This window comes from Paraburkholderia sp. SIMBA_053, from assembly GCF_046534895.1.
Classification (GTDB): Bacteria; Pseudomonadota; Gammaproteobacteria; order Burkholderiales; family Burkholderiaceae; genus Paraburkholderia; species Paraburkholderia caledonica.
The window spans coordinates 300,322-322,192 of record NZ_JAWRXU010000007.1; the positions used below are offsets into that span (position 1 = coordinate 300,322).

General features: G+C 57.7%; 16 protein-coding genes and 1 pseudogene. 14 read left to right on the plus strand and 3 right to left on the minus strand.

Going from position 1 to position 21,871, the window contains the following annotated elements; translation table 11 throughout:
* The first annotated feature begins 101 nt into the window (after positions 1 to 101).
* The 12 genes from SB753_RS22435 (at position 102) to SB753_RS22490 (ending at position 11,165) form a co-directional block, all read left to right on the plus strand.
* Positions 102 to 2,093: a transposase gene (locus SB753_RS22435; protein WP_410801870.1), complete on the plus strand. Its 1,992-nt coding sequence runs from the start codon at positions 102 to 104 to the stop codon at positions 2,091 to 2,093.
* Positions 2,090 to 3,118 carry a TniB family NTP-binding protein gene (locus SB753_RS22440; protein WP_410801872.1) on the plus strand — a complete coding sequence of 343 codons (1,029 nt, stop codon included), beginning with the start codon at positions 2,090 to 2,092 and terminating at the stop codon, positions 3,116 to 3,118. The genes SB753_RS22435 and SB753_RS22440 overlap by 4 nt, the downstream gene beginning before the upstream one ends.
* 1 nt (position 3,119) lies before the next feature.
* Positions 3,120 to 4,136: a TniQ family protein gene (locus SB753_RS22445; RefSeq protein ID WP_410801874.1), complete on the plus strand. Its 1,017-nt coding sequence runs from the start codon at positions 3,120 to 3,122 to the stop codon at positions 4,134 to 4,136.
* Entirely contained in the window at positions 4,019 to 5,023 is a 1,005-nt protein-coding gene (locus SB753_RS22450; protein ID WP_410801876.1) for a TniQ family protein, read from the plus strand. The genes SB753_RS22445 and SB753_RS22450 overlap by 118 nt, the downstream gene beginning before the upstream one ends.
* 17 nt (positions 5,024 to 5,040) lie before the next feature.
* Positions 5,041 to 5,829 (plus strand): metallophosphoesterase, encoded by a 789-nt coding sequence (locus SB753_RS22455; RefSeq protein WP_410801878.1) that lies wholly within the window; start codon positions 5,041 to 5,043, stop codon positions 5,827 to 5,829.
* Between the two features lie 942 nt (positions 5,830 to 6,771).
* Positions 6,772 to 7,149, plus strand: coding sequence for a hypothetical protein (locus SB753_RS22460; RefSeq protein ID WP_410801880.1), 378 nt, complete (start codon positions 6,772 to 6,774; stop codon positions 7,147 to 7,149).
* Positions 7,150 to 7,231: 82 nt separating this feature from the next.
* Complete coding sequence (locus SB753_RS22465) at positions 7,232 to 8,182, plus strand: endonuclease domain-containing protein (RefSeq protein ID WP_410801881.1); 951 nt, start codon at positions 7,232 to 7,234, stop codon at positions 8,180 to 8,182.
* A 187-nt stretch (positions 8,183 to 8,369) separates the two neighbouring features.
* Complete coding sequence (locus SB753_RS22470) at positions 8,370 to 9,203, plus strand: hypothetical protein (RefSeq protein WP_410801883.1); 834 nt, start codon at positions 8,370 to 8,372, stop codon at positions 9,201 to 9,203.
* Between the two features lie 109 nt (positions 9,204 to 9,312).
* A complete protein-coding gene (locus SB753_RS22475) occupies positions 9,313 to 9,594 on the plus strand; it encodes a hypothetical protein (RefSeq protein ID WP_410801885.1) in 282 nt (93 codons plus the stop codon).
* Between the two features lie 9 nt (positions 9,595 to 9,603).
* The gene (locus SB753_RS22480) at positions 9,604 to 9,948 is read left to right on the plus strand and encodes a hypothetical protein (protein ID WP_410801887.1); all 345 of its coding nucleotides are present in this window, start codon (positions 9,604 to 9,606) and stop codon (positions 9,946 to 9,948) included.
* A 126-nt stretch (positions 9,949 to 10,074) separates the two neighbouring features.
* On the plus strand, positions 10,075 to 10,608 hold the full coding sequence (locus tag SB753_RS22485; protein ID WP_410801888.1) for a GNAT family N-acetyltransferase: 534 nt from the start codon (positions 10,075 to 10,077) through the stop codon (positions 10,606 to 10,608).
* A gap of 116 nt (positions 10,609 to 10,724) precedes the next feature.
* Complete coding sequence (locus SB753_RS22490) at positions 10,725 to 11,165, plus strand: DUF6434 domain-containing protein (RefSeq protein ID WP_410801890.1); 441 nt, start codon at positions 10,725 to 10,727, stop codon at positions 11,163 to 11,165.
* A gap of 255 nt (positions 11,166 to 11,420) precedes the next feature.
* On the opposite strand, the pseudogene SB753_RS22495 reads toward SB753_RS22490, so the two are convergent.
* Positions 11,421 to 11,678 (minus strand): annotated as a pseudogene (locus SB753_RS22495) (IS66 family transposase); the annotation flags it as partial.
* A gap of 359 nt (positions 11,679 to 12,037) precedes the next feature.
* On the opposite strand from SB753_RS22495, the gene SB753_RS22500 reads away from it, so the two are divergent.
* On the plus strand, positions 12,038 to 12,301 hold the full coding sequence (locus tag SB753_RS22500) for a hypothetical protein (RefSeq protein ID WP_410801892.1): 264 nt from the start codon (positions 12,038 to 12,040) through the stop codon (positions 12,299 to 12,301).
* 104 nt (positions 12,302 to 12,405) lie between these two features.
* Positions 12,406 to 13,434: a hypothetical protein gene (locus SB753_RS22505; protein WP_410801894.1), complete on the plus strand. Its 1,029-nt coding sequence runs from the start codon at positions 12,406 to 12,408 to the stop codon at positions 13,432 to 13,434.
* 138 nt (positions 13,435 to 13,572) lie between these two features.
* Here SB753_RS22505 and SB753_RS22510 read toward each other — a convergent pair whose 3' ends face one another.
* Together SB753_RS22510 and SB753_RS22515 are read right to left on the minus strand one after the other, a co-directional pair.
* Entirely contained in the window at positions 13,573 to 15,027 is a 1,455-nt protein-coding gene (locus SB753_RS22510; protein WP_410801896.1) for a hypothetical protein, read from the minus strand.
* 60 nt (positions 15,028 to 15,087) lie between these two features.
* Positions 15,088 to 21,870: a hypothetical protein gene (locus SB753_RS22515; protein ID WP_410801898.1), complete on the minus strand. Its 6,783-nt coding sequence runs from the start codon at positions 21,868 to 21,870 to the stop codon at positions 15,088 to 15,090.
* Position 21,871: the final 1 nt, after the last annotated feature.

Here is a 21,871-nt window from a genome sequence, read left to right on the forward strand (position 1 = left end):
TGAGTGAGCCAGATCCATCATTGATCGGGCCGGGTAACGCTGCCGCGTTCTGTCAATCGCCGCGTCCAATGTCTTTTATATGGCGAAGGAAAACTTGAGAAATGAAATCATCCTTTCTTTGCAAGGGCCTTGTCATCGTTCGTCGAACTGCCCATCTCGAATACGTTACGCGCAGTGCCGGGAGCATCTATTTCAGAGATTTGGTAAGTTGTGAACTCTGCGCTCTGACGGAATTGCAGTTTTGGGAGGAATTCAACTCTCGCGCGATAAAGGTTGTGGAAGCGTTCAGTTCGGCCACCTCCTTGGTGTACGACGAAAATGATGTCGCACCAGCAGACGCGACCGAAATGCCAGTCGTTGGAATGCCGGAGAAATGGCAAGCAGACGTTGACAGGAAAGGTCTTTACATCGCAGGTATTCGCCAGAGATGGATAACACGCGGGCAACGGACGCAGTTAAAAACTGCGCTAGAAGAGATCGCGAAAGAGATCAGTGATCCGATGGGACCGCCCGCCCCATCGACTTTCGGTAAGTGGATGCGAAAGTACGAGCTGTCAGGGTTCGATATCGCATCTGTTTCGAGCGGATTTGTCAATCGAAGTCGTAGAAAGTCGACTGGGCGGGTACATGAACAAATCATACAATGCTCGATCCAGGATCATTACCTAGTTTTAGGTCGACCATCATTCAGATCTGCTCACCTGCGGTACGTCAATGAGATAAAGAAAGAAAACCGGAATCGGGTCGGAGAAAACATTAAACAGCTGCAACCTATCTCTTATCGTACCTATGTACGGCGAGTCGGTGATCTGTCGAAATACGACGTAGTGGAAGCGCGCTACGGCGCCGAGTACGCGCGACACCGTTTCAACATGATTGAAGGGCATTTGCCCGGCGACCACCCATTGGACTATGTTGAAATAGACCATTCACCGGTGAATCTCTATGTGATTGACGATCACGCAAATTTACCGCTGGGGCGTCCCTGGATTACTGTCATCAAGGATCGCTACTCGGGGGTGGTACTTGGACTCTTCGTCAGTTTCTCACCCCCGAGTCTACAAAGCACCTTCGGCGCGATTAAACATTCTCTGCAATCTCACGAGGCCGTAATGCGGCGGTGGCCGGAAATCGAAAACGCGTGGCCCTCGTTCGGGTTGGGTCAAACATACGTGAGCGATAGGGGATCCGATTTTCTGGCTTTGATGTATCGCGTGGCCATTCGGGAACTCGGTGCAGAGTATCAATATTGCGAACGACATACCCCTTGGCACAAAGGTTCCATCGAACGATTTTTTGGAACATTCGAGACAACGCTACTCGAGCTACTGCCAGGAAGAACCTTCCGAAGTCTTTCCGAGCGCGGAGACTACGACTCCAAATTGCACGCCGTAGTTCGATTTTCAGCCTTTGTCTACCTGCTGCACAAATGGGTGGCCGACTTCCACAATATTTTCCCGAACCAACGCAAGCAGGCGAGACCCATCGATCTTTGGAATGATGGGATTGTCGTTGCGCCCCCGGCCCTACCGCACAACCTCGATGCACTCGACATCATTCTCGGCGAGACTCACACGGGAAGGTTATCCCACGAGGGCGTACGATTCAAATGGATGACATTCGCGGATCACTACCTACACGATCTCATGAAAGAAGTGGGCCCCGGAACCATAGTTCAATATGTCGTCTCCCAGGATAATGTCGGCTACATCAATGTTCTAGATCCGCGTGACAAGCGATACATTGCGGTGCCTAACACTCGTCCCGATTATGCCGATGGGCTAAGTCTTTTTCAGCATCAGTACATACGGCGCATAACAGGACAGGCACTCGATAAAAAAAATCCCATTGACCATCTGATACGCGCACGTGAGTCGATCCAGAATTCGATTGGGGACGAACTACTGTCGAAACGCGGCGCTTCCAAAGCTCATCTTGCCAGAATAGCTCAGATTGATTCAAACGCAGTGATCCGGGGCGAGGATCGATCCGTGTGGACGCCGTTCAAGAAGGATGCCGCTTCGATCAGCGAGGCGCCGTCATTCGCTGCGCCGATTACGGATGTTAGCGAACTGACATGGAGGGTGAGATGAAAGATCGACTGGCATGTGCTAGCCCTACCGAATCGGCGAAATTGAATATCTCTGATTTCAAGGCGCCGCGCGACGGGGGGGCCACAAAAAGCCTGTTTCAACCTCCTCTTCCAGACGAACGTCTCGCTGTTGTCTCGCCAGCCGCAGCCCGTGAGGCCGTCCTTGAAGCGCCACCGCATGAGCGTGCGGAATTCGTGTTGAACGTTGAACTGGATACTCAAGCGTTCGTACAAGCGACAGAGTCAATCGAAGCACTAATGCAGCGTACGGGAGCCGTATCACAGCCAGGCGGACTGTGTATAACCGGTGATGGTGGCGCCGGAAAGACGTTCATTTTCGATGCTATCTCCGCGCGCTACCCTCGTGCTGCAACGTTGTTGACGGAGTTCTGCCCCGTAGCGAGGGTGCGGCTTGGCGCGATGCCGACTGTAGATGACTTTGACCTAGGTTTGCTTGAATTTCTCGGTCACGCCTTGAAAGCATCCGCAGCAAAGGGCGAAAAACGCACACAGATTTTATGTGACGCTTTGCGGCAATGCGGGACGCGTGTGATCCTCGTTGATGAAGCACACCACATGATTCCCGCATCGGGCTCCCGCCGAAATCGGGATCGTCTGGCCGGCGGACTGGGAGACTATGCCAAAGAGTTTTACGACCAGTGTCATATTCCTATCGTCTGGGCGGGGAAACCCGGTCTGGGAAACTTATTCGCCGACGATGGGCAGTTAAACAGTCGCTGGCCGGGAAAGGTGTCTCTACCCACTTACATTCCCGGCGACGAATGGCTCAAATTGCTCAGGGTGCTAGACCGCGCGCTTCCTATGGGAAAGCCATGTCAACTGAACAGTGCGCCGGTCGCCGCTTTTCTGCACTCGGTAACGTTGGGAAACCTTCGGCGATTGAAGTTGTTGCTAAGTGAGTGCGTCAAGGTCGCGGCCCATGATAAGGCAGTTAGCTTGACGGAGGACCATTTCAGGGAAGCGAGCCGTAGGCTATCGATGAATTCGCTCCCAGGTGCGAGGTGACATGGTTGACCCGAATACACGATTGTTTTTCGCGTTGGCACCTCGGACAGATGAGTCACTGGGAGGTTACGTCATCCGCCTCGCTGAAGCGAACGCAGGACACTCGCCCGAGCGAATCATGCGAAGTGTCTTCGGAGAGTGTGCTCAACCGCAACTTGACAGGTCGACGCAGTTCGCCGCCTATTGCCGCGCCGAACCAGACGACATATGGGGACTTTCTGGATTCTGGCGAAAGCAGCACGGACCCATACCCGAGTGCAGGCTTGGACCTTCTTGGGTAATAGCCAAGCCGCACATGTCAGGCCCTTGCAAAGCGATATGTCCTCGGTGTCTGCAGGACGGTGGCTATTCGCGAGATACATGGGATATCTCGCTTTACACTTGCTGCGTTGAGCACCAGTGTGATCTTATTGATCGGTGCCCAGAATGCAGGCGTTTACTCGTATGGTCACGACAGAGCATGACCCGCTGCCATTGTGGATTCGATATGCGCCACGCGCGCGAAACGCTGGCTACAAGCGGCAGATTGTATATCTCAGCGAGCCTCAGCGACTGCGTTGCCCGGACCAGACTCTCACCGGGTGCGCAGACGAGGGCGACCAATCGTGCTTACGCGACAATTTCTCTCGTACACCCTAACACGGCGCTTCAGACGCTCTGGTTTCTCGCGGTCAGTTTGCCTGCGCTAATTGACGAAAAGATATGTCGCGGTCGAGCAGGAGTTCCGTTGCCAACTGCACGGATACATGCGGACCGCGGTTTCCACATGTTGGAAGATTGGCCGGAAAATTTCGTAACCGGGCTCGAACAGCTATTTGTTTCAAGACTGAGAGAGACCAACTGTGAGGCCGAAAGAATCCTGCGGTTCGTGCGAGACAGGATCTATCACATTACGCTTGAATGCGATCCGCTGTGCATGCGTCGAATTTTCCAGCAACAGACACGCGACCTTCTCAGGCGGGCAGGTCGTACCGGATCGCTAAGATCCTTGAGTTCTCAACTGGAGATAGAGTTTTGAGCCAATTCTCTTACAGGTACCTCGGTGGGACGAAGGCTCAACTTATACCTACTGCCAGACTAATTAAGTCAGCAGAAGGCCGGCGCCTGTTCTCATGTCCTAAACTTATAGGAAACGAACTGCTAAGCAGCTGGGTTGGACGGGTTGCCGAGCGACACGACGTCGCGCCAACCACCATTATGCAACTGTGGGGCTTTGCAGGGCCATCCAGTAGCTTGGATTTTGCCATTCTTGAGCAAGAGGTGCTCGATAGAATCGCGCGCGTCACAATGCACGACCCAGAGTCGATTGCCCGTGCATCGGATTTGAAGTCGACCATCCTCGGGCAGTCTGATTTCCTTTGCTTAACGAATGATATGCGACTTCGTCGCCCGATTTACCGATGCTGTGTAGTCTGCCTGGCGGAAGATCGAGTACCTCATTTTCGCTATTTTTGGAGGTTGGCATACGCCTTCGTTTGCGAAAGACATCGATGTGCGCTCATCGACAGCTGCTTCGTATGCGGAGAACTGCTTGACTTGACAATGCGCTTTTCGGCGAAGATTTCCGTCAACGATCGGCATAGTTGCGTCGGAATCTGCAATAAGTGCGGAGCCGCCTACTCGACCGATGTTCGCGACCCGTTGGACTTTGATGTGGCAGAGCAAATGATCGCATTTCAGAACTGGTTTCACGTTCAGGTGACTGAAGGATCTCACACGGAGTTTGGCCGTTGGGCGTCTTCTCGCACGTTGACACCACTGTATTTGCGTCGCAATACCGGCAAGAGAACCATCAGAGAGGGGTTCACCGGTCTCGACGTTGTGAAGTTGTTCGGCAATCAATGGCAAGAACTTGGGAAGCTTATTCCTTGCCTTAACAGCACTGCCCGCATGATCGGTGCTTAGCCTGAACGGAGTAAAATTTGAACATTCTGATTTATTCCGACCTGCACAACGAGTTTGTGCCGTTTAAACCAGATCCGGCACTTTTGGCTGCGGTCGATCTGGTCATACTGGCAGGTGATATCGGCACCAGACATCGCGGTGTCGAGTGGACCAAGACATGGGCGCCGGCGATACCTGGGACGCCGGTTTTGATGATCGCCGGCAATCACGAGTTCTATGGTGGGCATTTCGACAAGGTCATTGGCGAGATGCGTAACGCCGCCAAAGGCACGAATATTCATGTTCTCGAAAACGATCAGGTAATTATCGACGGCGTGCGCTTCCTAAGGTGCACTATGTGGACGGATTTCAAACTCTACGGCTTGCACACGTCCTTACCTTCGGCAATTGAGTCCATCCGCCTCGGTTTGACCGATTACCGAAAGATCACGGCCAGTGGCCGGGAAGCTGGGAGCTATCGAAAGTTGCACCCTCGCGATACGCTGCGTAGGCATGAACTCTCGCGCGCATGGCTCAAGAATCGTCTGGTTGAACCGTTTTCAGGGTCGACAGTCGTGATTACGCATCACGCACCGTCCGCGAGGTCGATTCCGGGTGAATTTGAGGGCGATGTAACGAGTGCGGCATATGCGAGCGATCTGGACTCGATGTCGGGCGAGCACGTACGCCTGTGGATTCACGGCCATATCCACGAATCGATGGATTACGAGATCAATGGCACTCGCATCCTGTGTAACCCGCGTGGGTATGCGCCAAAGTACCTGAACGAAGACTTCAACCCGTCATTGGTTATCGAGCTGGATTAGCGATGAGATTTTCCGCAGACCACTTTTGAGCGCACCGCTAGCGAAGAAATCTTCCAATTTGTTCGATAACCGGTGGATCATCAAGGCCACGCGTCGAGTCGCAGGTGACGAGCGGGGGTATCAGAGCAGGGGGCGACGCAAGCTCCTTTGGTGCGTCGTCGAGGATTAGATAGTCGTCGCGAGAAAGCCGTTGTCGGCTTACATAGTCTAGAACGCGAAGTGCGCGGCTTTCGACGCGCCTGTTGGTTATTCGGATACGCGCCACTTCACCTAGCCAAGGCATATATTCCATGCGATGCGTTCGAGGGGCGAACATGTAGCTCCACGGCAGGGCATGATACTAACCTGTCGTTCTAAGCATATTGGAGATCGTCGATTGAGCGCCTCGTTGGAGGCGAGACACATGCGACTGCGAACTAAAGGTCGAACTGACTCGTCGGAGATCTTCGCGGTGATCACATAGACGTCCGTTGTGCTACGAAAGGTTGCCATTGACATAGTCGTCGCGAAGTTCTGTTTGGCCGAACTCCGTCCGATGCTGATTGGATGATTCTGGCGTTGTGTGTCAGCCCGCATAGGGCACAAGCCGACGGCAAGTTCGGTCGTTCGACACGAGCGCAAAGATCGGCGACAATCGTCAGCGAAAGCGCTATTGCACGCTAAATCTCCGTCGTACCGACCGGTAAGTTTGCGCAAGCGCTGATTCGGCTAAGCCGATGCGGACGAAAATAAAAAGTATGCCTAACCTCAATGTCGTACAAGCTTCCAGGCGCATCGCTCTCACATGGTTCATTGCGCATTTGTCATTGCATGCCGAATTTTCATGAGGTGTACGAGGAAAGTTCATTGCATAAGACCCCTGAGACATTCGGCGCGGAAATCAAACAACATTGTTTTCGCCGCGAATTTTTGAAATAGCCAAGACATAACCTGACATCTACTATGGCCGATGTAATCTCGACAATTCAGTTCTCGCTTGAAATAGTGAAGAAGCTGCGCAATCTCAACGAGACGATCAAAGACGCTGATATCAAGATGCTGCTTGCCGAGTTGCAAAGCGAGCTAGTGGATGCAAAGCTGGAGGTGGTCGGTCTTAAGGAGATAATGACGAAAAACGCCGAATTGACTAGGCAACTTGAAACTCGCACATCCGAACAACCGGAGCCTATGGATGGCGGCCATAAATTTTCGGAAAAAGGGCCTTACTGCATCAAATGTTTTGAGACCGCGAGCAAGAAAATTTTATTGCCGCGCGCCAGTGGGATATTACATACGCAGTTTGGGCAGTACCATTGTCCAGTTTGCGGCAACCATAGTTAATCGGAAACGAGAGCCGAGAGAGGCTTGCTTTGAGTAGATAGCGGAAATTGAGCGCCAACATTGAACATGACAACGAGGATTTATGAACTACCCGGGGCAGCCAGAAGCACCGCCAGCTTGGTGGAGACATCGCAATCCGTCTTTTATCGAGGCCAAATTTGAGAAAGAGCTAGGCGATTTAGCGAACGCGATTGAAAGTGAAAGGTGGTTTGGAGACCCAAAAAAACATAGCCGCTATCGAGTCGATTTTCTGTTGAAAGATGCTCGACTGATCGTCGAGTTGGACGGGCATGCAAATCACTCCACAAAAGAGGATCTGGAGAAAGACGCTGTCCGACAGCGATATTTGACCCGCGCGGGTTACAGTATTGTCCGCTTTACCGGTCGAGAGGTGAATAGGAGTCCGGCTGCGTGCGTCGCGGAGGTTCGCGAGATGTACCGGGAGCGCGTTCAGCGATCACCGGGTAAATATAGAGTGATGTACATCGATTACGCGTTTTTTTGTCTTGAAAGTTCTAAGGCTCTCGCGTTCTATCAGGATTTACATCCTCATAAAAATCTTTCAAAGACGCCAATTGATGAATTCATTCCTCACGCGATTGAATGGCTGAAAGAAAAATCATTCATTACTGTCTTCTTGTTTCATCGCTCCGAAGATGGTGACGAGCTACTATACCTTGACAATTCAGTGCGAGAGTATGAAAAAGGAGATGTGCGAATAAACTGCATATCTTCAGAATTATATTCAATAGAACTTGGGAAGCATATGCGCAATTTTTCACATCTCTTCGATGACTTCTATCTTGTCGCAGATGATCCTGTGTACATAGATCCTCTACGGTCAGTATTACCCCAGACTTATTCGAGAGAGAAGATGGGCGACTGGGAGTTTGAGTACCTTGCCAGTGGCAAGCTGTTACGGAGAGGAAATGATGAGACCAGCTTTGTGGGATCAGACCTTGTGATGGTCCGTTGGCAGGATATCTGGTACGCCTTGGGGACTTCGATGGGTCTTCAGTTTTTTGAACTTTAAAAAAACCTGAATTTATAGTTCACTCAACAATCGCGCCATATACAACGACGGATGTCATAGACAAAACGCAGCAAGCAACGAGCGTCGATGATCTACGAAACCTAGTTAAGACACGCTGCCAGAATGAGCCGAGATTGCAGCAAAGCATATAATTCAACACTCAAATATCCTGCGTAACTTCAAAACTATGACTCCACAAGACGCGGTAAGTTTGATCGAGCTATGCGATCGCGCCATCAACGATCTAAAACGCTTCGACGGTGGAACGGACTATAAAAACTTGCAGATAGCAAACACGTTCCAGACCATTGTTGCGCCACTCTTATCGGCAGGCGAGCTAATTCCAGAGCTGCGCCAAACAGTTCCGTCAACGGAACTGTTCAACCTGAAGAAAAGCGTTTTCGGATTGCAAGGCGCCTCAACATTTAACGGCGGGAGGGCGCAGCAGCAGTATGCGGACGCAGTCTTATACGTAAAGAATGCTCTTGAACGGTATCAGCGCGAGACAACGATACCTAGGGTGAAGGAGAATGGGCCGTGGACTGTCTTCTACTCGTGGCAATCGACTTTGCCAAACTCGACCAACAGAGGACTCGTTCGTACCTGCATTGACAGGGCAGTGGATGCTCTGAACGCTGAAATGAATGTCGAGGATTCGCTTCGGGTCGACAGTGACACAAGCGGCCGGCCAGGCTCTCCGAAAATCTTCGACACGATCCTTGAGAAAATCAAGCAGTGTGATGTTTTCATCGCCGACGTGTCCTTGGTCGCGGGAAAACAGGCTAATTCCAATGTGATGGTCGAGCTTGGCTATGCACTCAGTGTACTTGGACCCGACGGCATCGTCATGGTCTGCAACACCGCCTTCGGCAGCATTAGCGATCTCCCTTTTGATTTAGGTTTCAATCGAGTGATTCTATATTCTTGCACCAAGGAAGACGAGGACAAAGCCACCGTGCGAGCAGCATTAACCCCGAAGCTAAAGGCTGCGATCGACGGCATTTGCCGTCCGACCAAATAGCTAAAGCGCGAGTTTTAGTCCGCCCGCTGAGTTCAGGCGCTCCGCGTATTGCCTACGGCCATGTTACGGCGCGGAATCGGATACCCACCGTAATAGTTGGGAGTGGCCCTTGCCATTTGACTTCGGCCGGCTCGTCGGGACACCGCCGCTGATTGCACACCGGACATTTGCGTGGCTTGAAAGCGCCGACAGCGTGGTGACCCTCGACGCATTCGTGGAACAAGGCTACGACGCGACCGTCCGTCGGGTGCTGGTGGCCCATCCTGCTGAGATAAATCCAGTTGCGACCAATTCATTGGTCAAGGTGCGCCCGTTTGCCATGGAGCAGGAATGGGACGATTGGTCCCGAATGCAACTCGCCGACATGCCAAATCCGATGGACATTACCTGACAGCATTACATGGCGCATCAACAGAGGGCTTACAGAAGCCTCATCGAACGCGGTCTAGGAAACTGGTGGGGGGCCTTTATCGAGGATGAGCAGGTAGGAAGTCTTGGTCTGTTCTTTCTTGACGGCATTGGGCGTTTCCAGACAGTTATTACTGGGGCACAGCATCGAAACCGAAATGTTTGCAAAACCTTGGTGACCGAGGTTATCAGGCTGTCCGCCGGGCAGTCGGACCGGCTTATCATGGTTGCAGATGAGACCTACTATGCCGGAACAATATACGAGGCAATGGGTTTCCGGCCGCAAGGGCGGTTAGCCAGCTTGTGTCAAGAGCCGCGTAATACAACGGCGCGCTGAGCCCATCCAGATTAATATTAAGCCCGACTGCACCTAGCAAAGTTCGGCCATGAACAGCCGTTCGACACACGTTTCTGATTCGTCGACAATTGGTGAACATAAACAAACCTCGACGGAAAACCTGAGATGCTGCTGCGACCGACAGAAATCCAGATTGAATCACCCCGGCTCGTGATCAAACCGTTCACGGCCAACGACGCGGATGCCACGTTCGCATGCATCACCCCTTCGCTCACCCGTCACATGGCGTGGGAGCCGCCGGCATCCCGGCATGACTTTGACGATGTCTGGCGCTCCTGGTTACCTTCGATAGACGACGGGTCAGACTATGTATTCGCGATACGGCAACGCGCTGACGGGAGTTTCCTTGGATTGACCGGACTCCACCGCGTACGCACTGAGAGCCCGGAACTCGGCATCTGGATCCGTGAAGATCGCCATCGAAATGGCTTTGGCCGCGAAGCCGTAACTCTTGTTGCGCACTGGGCAACGAGAACCATTGGCTGTGCAAGCTTTAGCTATCCGGTTGCCGAAGAGAACCGCCCCAGCCGGCGTATCGCCGAATCGTTAGGCGGTGTAATTGTGGAAAGCCGCGTAACACCAAAGTACAAATCTGTCGTTTACCGAATTCCTTGCCGGCCAGTCACGAGCGAAGTGTAAGCAGTTCAGCCTTCAAATTGACTTCCCTCGGGCCAAAACCGGCCACTCGCGCTGCGGCGCAGATCGCTAACAATAGCTAGTCTGTTCTACAGCAACTTTGAAGACGGGGAGGCTCAATGAAGTTTGACTGGCACCGAGACCCGATTAATCGGGCCACCAAAATTGACGAGACTTACAAGAACACGCAGAACGTTCGTCGATTTCTGACGAGTGAGTGCGGTAAGACATTCAGGTTCGATCGTTCCTTCATGGCCTGGATTAAAAGCGGAGCACCGAGGAACATGGGGGAAGTGGCAGACGAATGGATCAGGTTGCGCAAGGTGGGTGTCGATCCGATTACAGAATGGCATTCGCTTTGTCCTCGTTCCTACGCCCGCACCGCCATGGGCAGACCTTGCGATCTGCTGTCCCCGAGGGGAGCGATACGGGATTTCCACGTTCCGCTTGCAAAAGTACGTCAACTTAGGCGCCTGCTGTTGGCCGGAGGGCGGATGGGTCACGAGGACGTATATACCCGACGTCGCTCCCACCTTCATTACCTTTTGGTTCAAGCGTAGTAGCCACTTCTGCTTGTCATGTGTTACGACCTTTATCGCAGATTTACTTGTGTTCGCCATATCGACTATCTAGCACTCATCCGGCGCGTGGCTGCCAGAAGGGTACGCCTCTCGCGATTGAACCCCGCACCTCGCGGTGCTTCGTTACGTTGTCCGGTTCGCACTTGATTCAGAACCGTAGATTCATCCAGTGACATGGATGGTCCCTTCCTGTTGAAGTAGGGACAACTTCTGCAAGCGACCTCGTGTCGCAAGGTAGACCCACATATACGATGTGCTCTGCGCGGCCTTGCCAGGTTCCTTGAGCACCTGCACTGTTGTCTCGTCGCCATGGATCAATGGCTGCGACAGCAGCGTCCTGCGCAGTGCCTCGCAGAGCCGGCTGTAATGCAGTTCAGCGGGCCGGATGATCCAGTTTGCCAACGTGCCACGTCCGACTTCGATATCTGCGCGCGCGAGCGCGTGAGCCATCCGGTACAGCGGCGTACCATCGACGTACTTTCCTGCTGTGACGAACATTACGCCGTCCTCGTTCATCGCAGCGCTATTCGATTCGAACTAGTATCGGAACAAGATCGCAATACCAATGATTCTACCGGCCGTCCTTGCTGCGTTCGCTGGCGCGAAATATGTGGGTTAGTGCACGTTCACGGTCCGGCGAACGTGATCTGATCTATCTGAAGCACCTCTGTGGCCGGCATGGACCGGGAACAACGCCTCGATGCGGAACGCGGTAAAGTATTTGCTTGAGGAGTTGTTTTCGTCGAATGAAATCGGGCCTATTTTTTGCTCCTTGACTGAGATCGCACGATTGCGCATAGTGGATCTTCAGGTCCTGGCAGCCGATTGCGGGAGATTTCGAACGACCGTTCATGTCGGAGGGTGTAATGGAAGTCGAAGCGCTTGGGCGCTTGGTGGTACAGCCGGACGTCCATCAGGAAGTGTTGGCCGGATACACGGGGCCTTATTCGCTCGGCGTCGGCAAGAGCGCTGGCGGAAGGCAGGCCGTGCTGATTCTGCAAGTCGAAAAAGACGCGGGAAGATTCCCGAAACACATCGAGCGAGATGGGGAAACGGTTCCTGTCGTCGTGAAAACCGGATACGTCGAACCGCAGGCGCTCGCTGTCGCGCGTTGAGTTCACGAGCCCCGCCGCGCGCAAAACACCGCCTTGCAATGAGCAGTTAAAAGTCAGCAGCGGTGGGTGGTCACACCCAGACGATATCGTTGCGAGGAGATGCCATGCCACTCGACTTGCAGGTTGCTCTGGATCAGGTACTCGAGGCCGCAGGGACGATATTCGACGCCGACCCAGGCGTCCGCTCGGTAGGTGTCGGAAAGAACGGCGACGACGTCGGTTTCTTCGCGGTGCGTAATTCCTCTGAGGCCGTGGCGTTCGCTGGCGGCGCACATAGTCCAAGGCCGCTCACGAACCTCAAGGGCGTCCCGGTCCACTACATCAACGCTCCTAACGATCCAGTCGGACTCGCGCGCGTGCCTCACTCGGGGCCGGCAAGTCCAGGCGTCGGTAGCCTCGTGCAGGAGCAGCAATTTCACAGGCCGCTGGTCTGTGGGCTCCAGCTTCAAAACTATGACGACGACGTTCGCACCGGTGAGATCACGAAGGGCTACATGTTCGTCGGCACGCTAGGCTGTTTCGTCAATCTGGCAAACGGCTCCGTTGCGATGCTTTCGAACAATCATGTGCTGGCTGGCGAGAATCGCGGTGTGATCGGACAGGATCGCATACTCCAGCCAGGGGGCGTTAACTTCCAGCATACGATGTTAGCGGGTGTCCTCGAGGATTTTGTCAAATTGACACCGAGTCCGGCGGGCGCATCCATGGTCCAGGGCAACGTGCACTTGAATACCGTTGATGCGGCCACGGCCACGGTCGCGGCCGGTCAGGTGCCCTCGCAGACCTACCTGCCTCTGCGCGCAGTGACGGGACCGATTGGCGTGGGCACGGCTGCCGTGAGCGACGAGGTATACAAGGTTGGACGCACCACGGCACTGACGCACGGCATCGTCACGCAAGTGGGCACCGTGTCGCAGGTCCGCTACGGCATGGGGACCTGCTGGTTTCAGCAGAGCATCGTCATCGAAGGCGTGGACGGAGCGCTCTTCTCGGATCATGGCGATTCGGGCTCCGCTATCGTCAGGAAAAGAGATCATGCTCTCGTCGGTCTGCTCTACGCCGGCAACGGCACCCAAACCTATGCCTGCCCCATCGACCAGGTGATGAGCGCACTGAATTGCACTCTCAGGTAGCCGCGGATGCAGGTGCGCAACCGTCGGCTTGATCGCGACGACCTTGTAGCGATCGACGGCGGGCTGCTCATGGCCACCCGTTGCGATATGACGCTTGAGACTGGACATCCTCAACTTTAAGAGGTGGCATCCGAACGCTCACTTGCCGGTCGGCGCGTTCGCCTGGTTTCCCTCTTTTTTGCGTGCCTTGAAGACGAGGTATCCGGCATGACTGAATACGAGCAGCCAGATAAAGGTCTTGCCGACTTCGGGCAGCGCCGCGAAAGGAGGAGGCGTTGTGCCACCCGTGTTTAAGCCAACCGGCAGACTTACGACGAGCTTCACGACTTCAAGGCAATAGCCCGAGAGCAGAATGCCGCTGATAATCAGATGTTGAAGGCGGCTGACGTCAATCTGATCTTGCGTGCCCTCGGTCTCGCCGCTCACGAGATCGACCCAACTGGCGTTGTCGGGCCGGTGCTTCTTATCCAGCAACGCTGGCGTCACGAGCGAAGCCGGCGGCGTGCTTTGCGGATTCTGTTCCTCCTTCGTGGCCTGATCATCCTTGATGCTCAGGATCGTGTCGCTGATGAGCGGAGTCAGCGCGAGATTGATGCCGAGCGCGGCCCAAAGCTCGGGCTGCATGGTCGGGAAGAGATTTTCGATGTCGACACCCCAAGTGGCGTTGAACCATCCCATGACGGCGAGCGAGCCTATGAGCAGAACCGTCCACGACACTTGCTGTGTCTGCGACAGGCTGAATCGGTAGCGTTCGTCGATCAACGCTCCGAACCACTGGCCCTTTCTCGCGAGCCCGGCGGCAGCGATCAGAGCCGCGATGGACGTCAACACGATGGTGAACGGTATGAGCAGCGAAAAATGGGTGTCATTGGTTTTCAGCATGTTCCAGAAAAAACTCGAGGTTTTGCCGAACGGCTGCGCCGTCTTCGCCCAGTAGGCGATGAACCAGAACCAGAACGCGCTCGCAACGAACACGGCTAACCACAGCACAAACAATAGCGCGGCATACGTTCTTTTTCGTCTCGATACCGTGGTGTCCGGCCCAGGCGACAGCGCGAGCGGGTTCGGCTTCGGCACCGGCGCGCCGGACGGCGCCTGTTTCGGCCAGAGTCCAACACTCAGATCGGCGTCCGTCAAGGCTGCGGATGGATCGAGTTCGTCGAAGAAGAACAGGCGTTTGGGCGTGCTGCTTGTCCCGTCCAGAAACGGGGCGGTCACGAGCGCCATGTGCGACCCCGTCGCGAACGGCCAGTTCAGCCCCAGTCCCGCCCTGTCGCCGATGACGCCGGAATTCTTGGGATCGCTCGTCCAGAAGAGGACGTAGTTGCCGAAGGAGCCGTTCGTTTCATCCGGCGCTGGCTCGCTGGTCGCCGCCTTCGCACAACTTTGCCACGCGGCGTCGGCTTCCGGGTTCGCCGGAACGTCTGTCGGTCCAGGCTTCAGAAAGCCCGCCCCGTTCAGGCTGAGAATCGTGTGCGCCAGCGCGTTTCGGGCCGACTGCAACGCCGAAGCGTCGCCGTCCGTCGTCTTCCAGTCGCGGGTCAAGAACCAGAGGATACGTGCACATTCCGCAGTCGCTTGAGGATTCACCATGTTCCCTGCTCCCGAAATGCAGACAAGAGATCGCGCGATAAAGCGCGCCGCGTCACACGCCTAGTTAAAGTCGATGGGCCGGGATACGCCGAGGATTCTTCCCCGCGCATCGTCGGCTTCCATGCCGATTTCATCGAAGGCCCCGAAATACTCCTTGAGCGATGGCGCGTCGGTCAGCGGCGCCGCGCCCGTATCCGATGCTCTTTTCTGCCAGCGCATCAACGTCAGCAGCCGCACACGGCCCGGCTTGTCGAGCACGACGGGGTCGTCCTTGCCACCGGCATTCCAGATGAGTTCGACGCCATGCGCCTGTGTCCCTTGTCCATCGAGGATGCGATAGATTGCGACTGGCGCCTCGCGCGTACGATCGAAGGCATCGCGCACGAACGCCGTGACGATGAGCGCCACCTCGCCCGCCAATTGCGAGCCGGCGTGGGCGGGAAGCCAGCGCACGGACTGCACGGGCGCGACGGCATCGAGTTCCTTGCGCAGCCTGATCGACGGCAAATGCGTGCCGGCGTCCACGACGACGCTGAGCGCCGTGACCGGACACGCGCGCCGCACTGGTCCGCCCGGCAGGGTCACTTCGAACAGCGAAACATCCTGCGTGAATTGTGACCACATCGAAGCCGTAAACGATGTCAGCCTGACGCCGACGACGCGCGGTCCTGCATCGCCGCTTGCCAGTGCGTTTTGCGCGCTGCCGCCCTGTGGCGGCGCCGAATCGACGGTGACGTAGACCGGATCGTTCGGCCGGAAAGTCTTGCCGCCAGCGAGCAGCGGCAGGCATGCCACCGTGAGCCACGCGCCCGCTTGCGAGCGCGTCGCGGCGCTTTCGAGACCGTCGTCGATCAGCAACCGGACCGATACATCGAGAATCGGCTCGTAGGCATCGGTGCTCGCCTCGGGCGGATCGCGTTGCGAGAGCACCAAGCGAAACTGCGCGACGCCGGACGGCGTCATCTTCGTGGAGAAGGTTCCCGCGGGGCCGAGGTCGGTATCGAGCGAAATAGACAGGCTTTCGGGCAGGAGATCGAGCGTCGTCTGGATGAATCGCGTCGTCCACGCGGGGGCCGCAAGCGCACCTTTCTCGACCTGCACCTTCGCGAACACGCTCGCGGCCTCGACCTTACCGAAATCGATGACGAGGCCTTCATGCACGCCGGGCGGAAACGCGGCAGCGTCCTCGGTCTTCGAGCGCAACAGCATTTTCTGGCCGGCGATCGGGCGGATCTCGCGGCAAGACGTTTCGATTGATTCGACACGCCGGAACCTGAGCCGCGCGAGCGTCCACGGTTCGATCTCCGATGCCTCCGGCAAGTCCAAATCCTGCGGCACCGGCGTCACCACGAAGCCGGATCGTCCGAAGCGGGGCGCTTCGGTTTCGCGGTCGAAGGTGTAGCCGAGCGGACCATCGAGACGAAGCGGCACCGGCACCCCGCTGTGCCCTTCGCCGGTGAGCACCGGGTCCGGGCCGATCTCCGGCCAAAAGCGCTGGATATCGGCTGGACCGACGAACGTCGACTTCGAGGTGTCGGTCTGGTTGGCCACCGCCTGATCGTGGGCGATGCTTGCCGCGTCGCTCGCCTGGTTCGCGTGCTCGCGCTGCTTCTGCGCAGCCATGTAAGCGAGATTCGCCTGATCGCGGGCTTCGACGATCTTCTGCTTCTCGGGAGAAGCCGGATTCGACTTGACCCGCTCGTATTCGTTTGTCGCACTGTCGAGTATCACTTTCGCGCGCGCCTCGTCTTCACGGGCGACCACTTCCGCGCGCGACAGCGCGGTAAGGGAGGCATCGGCACGCGCCCGACGCAACGCGAGTTGCACGTCCGGGTCGTTCGGCGCACGTGCGTACGCCATCTCCGCCTGCGTTAGCGCCTTCGCCTTCTCGTGTGCGCGCGCGAGCTGGGCGGCATCGGCCGAGAAAGCGGGCACGTCCGGCAGTGAATGACGCGCGTAGTCGAGCGCGACTTCCACGCCATCGCCGATGTTGAAATTCGCGAACATAGGTTCCGAGAAGATCGCGAGCAAAGGCGGCACCGACGCGTCGGGCATCAGCCGTTCCGTCAGCGGCAAGACGAGCATCAGGCCGGGACGCTTCGGCACGCGGCCGGTTTCGCGATCACCGATGAGAAGCGAGTGCCACGTAGCTTCCGACGATGCCCGCGACCGGTGCGTGTAGCGTGTCAGGTTGAGCGCGGGGCGCATCGCGGCGTAGCGGCTGGTCGCGCGCAACGCGAAACGCCACCAGTTCGCACCGCCGCGATATTTGAGATCCTTGATGAATAGCGACGGACGAAAGTCATCGGACGCGGTCCGCTGCGCTGGCGGAATCGGCCGAATGGCTTGCTGGATACTCCTTGGCAACAGATGCGCCAGATGAAGCCGCGTCTCGTCGATCACGCCGATGTCGTCATCGCGCCGATCGACAAATGCCACGTTTTCGAAGTTCTTCGTCTCGACGTTCTTTTCCTGCGCGGCCGTCGTCATGATGCTGTTCACGCTTTCAGGCACCGGCGGCAGGGGCCGGCCGCGCCAGCCCCATCGCTGGTTCAGCAGCGCGACGTGACTGACGTAGCGCATCGGCACGTAGTTCAGCAGGCGGCCATCGCGGTCCACGCCATTCACATACGAAAGCGCCAGCCGCACATTGGCTGCATCCGCGAAACTGGGGCTGAGAACACGTTCGATATGCAGCGGATCCGACGACGCATCCGTGCCGAAGACGGGCATCGTGTCCGTGGACACTTCGACGGTCAGCGTCAGCGCCGCGCCCAGCCGATGATCCTTGAAGCGCAGCAGCCCTTCCCACGCGCCCTTGCCGAATCGTTCCTTCGGCAACTTGTCCGCGAAGCTCTGTTTCGCTTCCGGGACCGCGCCGTAGAAGCGCAACTCGTAGACGCCACCCGCCGCGACGTTGACCGAGCTTGCCGTGCTGCCGGTCTCGGGCATAAGGCCAGCGTTCGTCGCGACGTTCACCGAGAAATCGACGTGCCGCGACGGGTCGCTCACCGACTGGCGAAACGGATTCTGCCAGGCACGGTCTCCCGACCAGTCGGTGCCATCGACGAACCGGCGTCCGAGCGAGCGCCGCACCGGAAACAACTGGACGCACTCGACGACGAGCCGCTCGACGGCCGGATCGTCGAGCGAGAGATCGGACTCGCGCGTGGGCGTTTTCAGGACCAGTTGATCGTGCGCCTGATTCAGCGCATTGCCTACCTGGTCCATCGTCCAGTTGATCCAGCGTTCATAGGTCGCGAATTCCACGGCGGGACGGCGCAACGGGAACCTCATGTCCGGATCCGACGATCTGCGTTTGCCGATGCCATCAAGCACATGGATGACGCGCTTGCGATGTGCGATCTCGTCCGGCGCAACGAGCATCGGCTCGGTGATCTGATAGGCGCCGGTGCCGTCCAGCTGCGCGCGCCCGAGCGATGCGAGCGGCGGCATAAGAAATGCGTCTCCGCCGTGGACACCGGGCGGATTCGTCAGTGCGATCCAGAAAACGCGCCACTTCGACAGATCGACCGCTCGGCCGTTGATCTGCCGCGCGAAAGTAAAGATCCCAGGACATTCGACGAAGCCATCCGGCTTCGGCGTCTGCTCCTTGAGCAGCGCGACGCCGTTCGCGCCGATCGTCACACGCAAACCGAGCGACGTATCCGTCGGCCAGTCTGCGCTCGTAAGTTTGACATCGTCGAAAGCGATCGGCATGTCTTCGGTAGTCGAGCCGACGATCGACAGATGGATCTCCGGCCGCGCGGGCAGCGCACGGCCATCGGCACCGACCGATCCGTCCGGCAACCCGCCGATATCGATTTGCAGCGCGCGGCTCGACGCATCCGCCCAGGTGAATTCGAGGGTGCCCTGCGTCGCTTCCTTGTTGCGATAGAAGATGATCGTCTCGCCCGCCTGCAGTGTGATAGGCGCGGGCAGAATCGGCAACTCGGCCGCCAGCGGAAACACGCCTTCGGGAACGCCGGGCAGAATCGCGGTCTTTAACGGATCGTCGAGCCTCGGCGCGCTGACGGGCGTCGTGCGCAGATAGTCGACGCGGCGCACGAGGTCGTCGGCCTGCTGCGCGCCGCCCGGCAGTTCGTTCGCCGAAAGCTCGATCCGACCACCATCGCCGCGCATCTTCGTCGCGATCGACGGGTCCGATGAATCGCGCAGGCATATCGGTAGAGACCCGCCGTGACCGATCACATAAGGCAGGAAGAAATAGCGCTTGCCGAAACACAGCGCCGGCAGCTTCACGCGGCCTCGCCCCGCCTGCTCGCCTTCGCGCGCATGCGGAAAGGCGTAGGCCTCCATGCGGCGCGGCGCGGAAGGCCTATCCGGCTGAACATGCGCGGGATCGTGCGCCATCGTGCCGATCAGCGTGCGGTTGTCGTACGTGATGCACCCCCCACGCACGCCGCCGACTTCACTCACCTGAACCGCGACCGGATCGAACGGCTTTTTCTGAACCAGCGTCGAGCCGCCATCGAAATCGATGACGGAATGGTCCTGGTCCAGCACGTGCAATTCGGCGACGTTGAGACTGAACCACGGTTGATCGGGCCAGTCGATCGAGTTGTCCGAACGCGCGGCGAGCACGCCCATTCCCGAGAACATATGCCACAGGTCCTGCTGGCCTTCGATCGGCTGCGGCTGATCGATCGGAAACACGATCGGCACGGCCTTCACGCTGACGCCGTAGCCTTCGGCGCAGGGCATGTCGGCGGCGGCCAGCGCGAGGGCGGCGGTCGTGGCGTTTTTGACGGCGCGTGCGGCGGCGTCCGTGAACAAGGTGTCGATCGGCGTCGCCGCGCCCGGCTGCCGGATCGTCTGAAGCGCCGCGTCGCATTCCGCGTTGATGCGGTTCTGCGCCCAAGGACCGAGCGTCGCGGCGATCTTCTGCAGCCGCGTCTCGAATTTGCCTTGCGCGCGCTTCGCGTCGCTTCCGTCCGGCAGACGGCCGGCCACGATGAAGGGAATGAACGGCGCCGCATACACTAGCGCCGCCTGATCGCGAAGCGTCTGGCCGGAGACATTATCCAGCAGACGCTTGATGATGCCATCGGCGATTCCGGCGAATGACGCGGTCACGGCCGGAGCCAGCGCCGCATTGCTCGTGATCGCGAGTTCCAGATGCGCGGCGCGCTGCAGCGCCGGATCGTTTGGAAGTTCGACCGGAGGAATTCCGGCGCCGCCAATCGTCATTGCAAATGTCGATGGCGTGCCCGGAAGATTCCGCGTGATGGTCAGCGTCACCGCCGACGGGCCTTTCGGAATGTCGGCGGACAACTCGGCGTCGGTCACGGCGGCATCGCCGAACTTCAACGCGACGTGCAGTTTCGCGCCGGCGTCGGCGGCGTCCACGCTCAGATCGAAGGCCATCGACGCGGTCGCGTCGCCGGCCAGCGTGCTCATGTCGAGCAGGCCGAGCAACCCGCTATCGTCCCGTTCGATTTTTTTGTCGGCGACGTTCCACTGCACGGCCGACAAATGGAGCAAGGGCGTTGCTGCGGCGCCGAGCGGCAGCGCATCGACCTTTGCGGACCAGTACGCGAGCAGCCAGTCGCGCACGCTTTCGGACGTGTCCACGCGACTGACGGTCGCCGGGTCGGACACGGTCGTATCGCGCGGCAGGCCCAGCAATCCTGTGACGCGGTCGTCGGACCAGACCTGAAACGTGGCGGGATCGAATTCCGTGGCCGTGGCGAGCCGCACCTCGCGAGCGCTCGACAGCAACAGGAAGCTGAAATTGTCCGCCGCCGGACGCGACCGCGCGATGCCGACTGCAAGCGGAAACACGCCCGTCGTCGATTGCGCGGAATGCGAGAGCATGCGCCAGTGCACGACGGCCAGCGCACTGCGGAGCAGCTTGCGGTTGTCGGGCGACTTCAGCAGCATTGCCTGTGGTCCGAACGGGTCCTGCCTGATTTCGGCGATGATCTGCTCTAGTCCTTCCGCCAGCCGCTGCGCCGGGTCGAGAATCTTCGCAATCCTGTGCGGCAGCGCCGCCATCCAGTCCTCGTCGATGACACCAGCCCACGTCGATGCGCCGCCGACCAGAAAATCCTTTTCGAGAATGATGCGGTCGCCCAACTCGGGTGCAGACTCGATGCGTTTCACGAGCGCAGTCGCCTTGAGCAACGTGCCGTCATCCGGGACCGGCTGATACTCGTACGTCCAGTTGCCGTTGTTCAGCGCCGGTGGTTTGCCGGGATCGGCGTCGTACTTGCCGAGGTCCACGTTCGGGTCCGTGCCCGCCACACCGAAGACCGGCACGATGACGTAATCCGTCGCGCTGGCGTTCGGCGGCAACTTGAGACAGGTCCACACTGCATTCGCTTCGGGCAAGGGTGCGGGCATCGTCGTCATGCTTTCGACGAAGCCGAACAGCGTCGGAACCGATGCGTTCCCGTCCGATGTCTCGAGACTGGCGGGATCGAACGGCTGCGGCGACGGCGGCTTGATCATCGAACCGACCACCTGCTCGCGGCGTTGCGCGAACTTCGGCGGCACGTTGGCGTCGCTTCGGCGACACGGCGTGAGCTCCACGCTCGTGCCCACGCTCGCGGCCACGTTGTCGTGTGCGGGCTGGATCGGCCAGGCCCTCCAGGAAGTAGGGAGGCTTGGATCCCATGCGCCGCCGCCCGGCGTCTTCCAGCGCCACGGCAGCAGGTAGGACACGTCATCCGGCTTCGCCCGATCGCCACCGACCGGCGTGACGGACGCACTCACGCGCACGCCCACGTATCTCTGCACGGTCGTCGTCCCGGCCTGACCGTTGTCCGCGATATCGGGCAGCCAGTCGATCTGCACATTGATCTGGAGCGAACGTGTCATG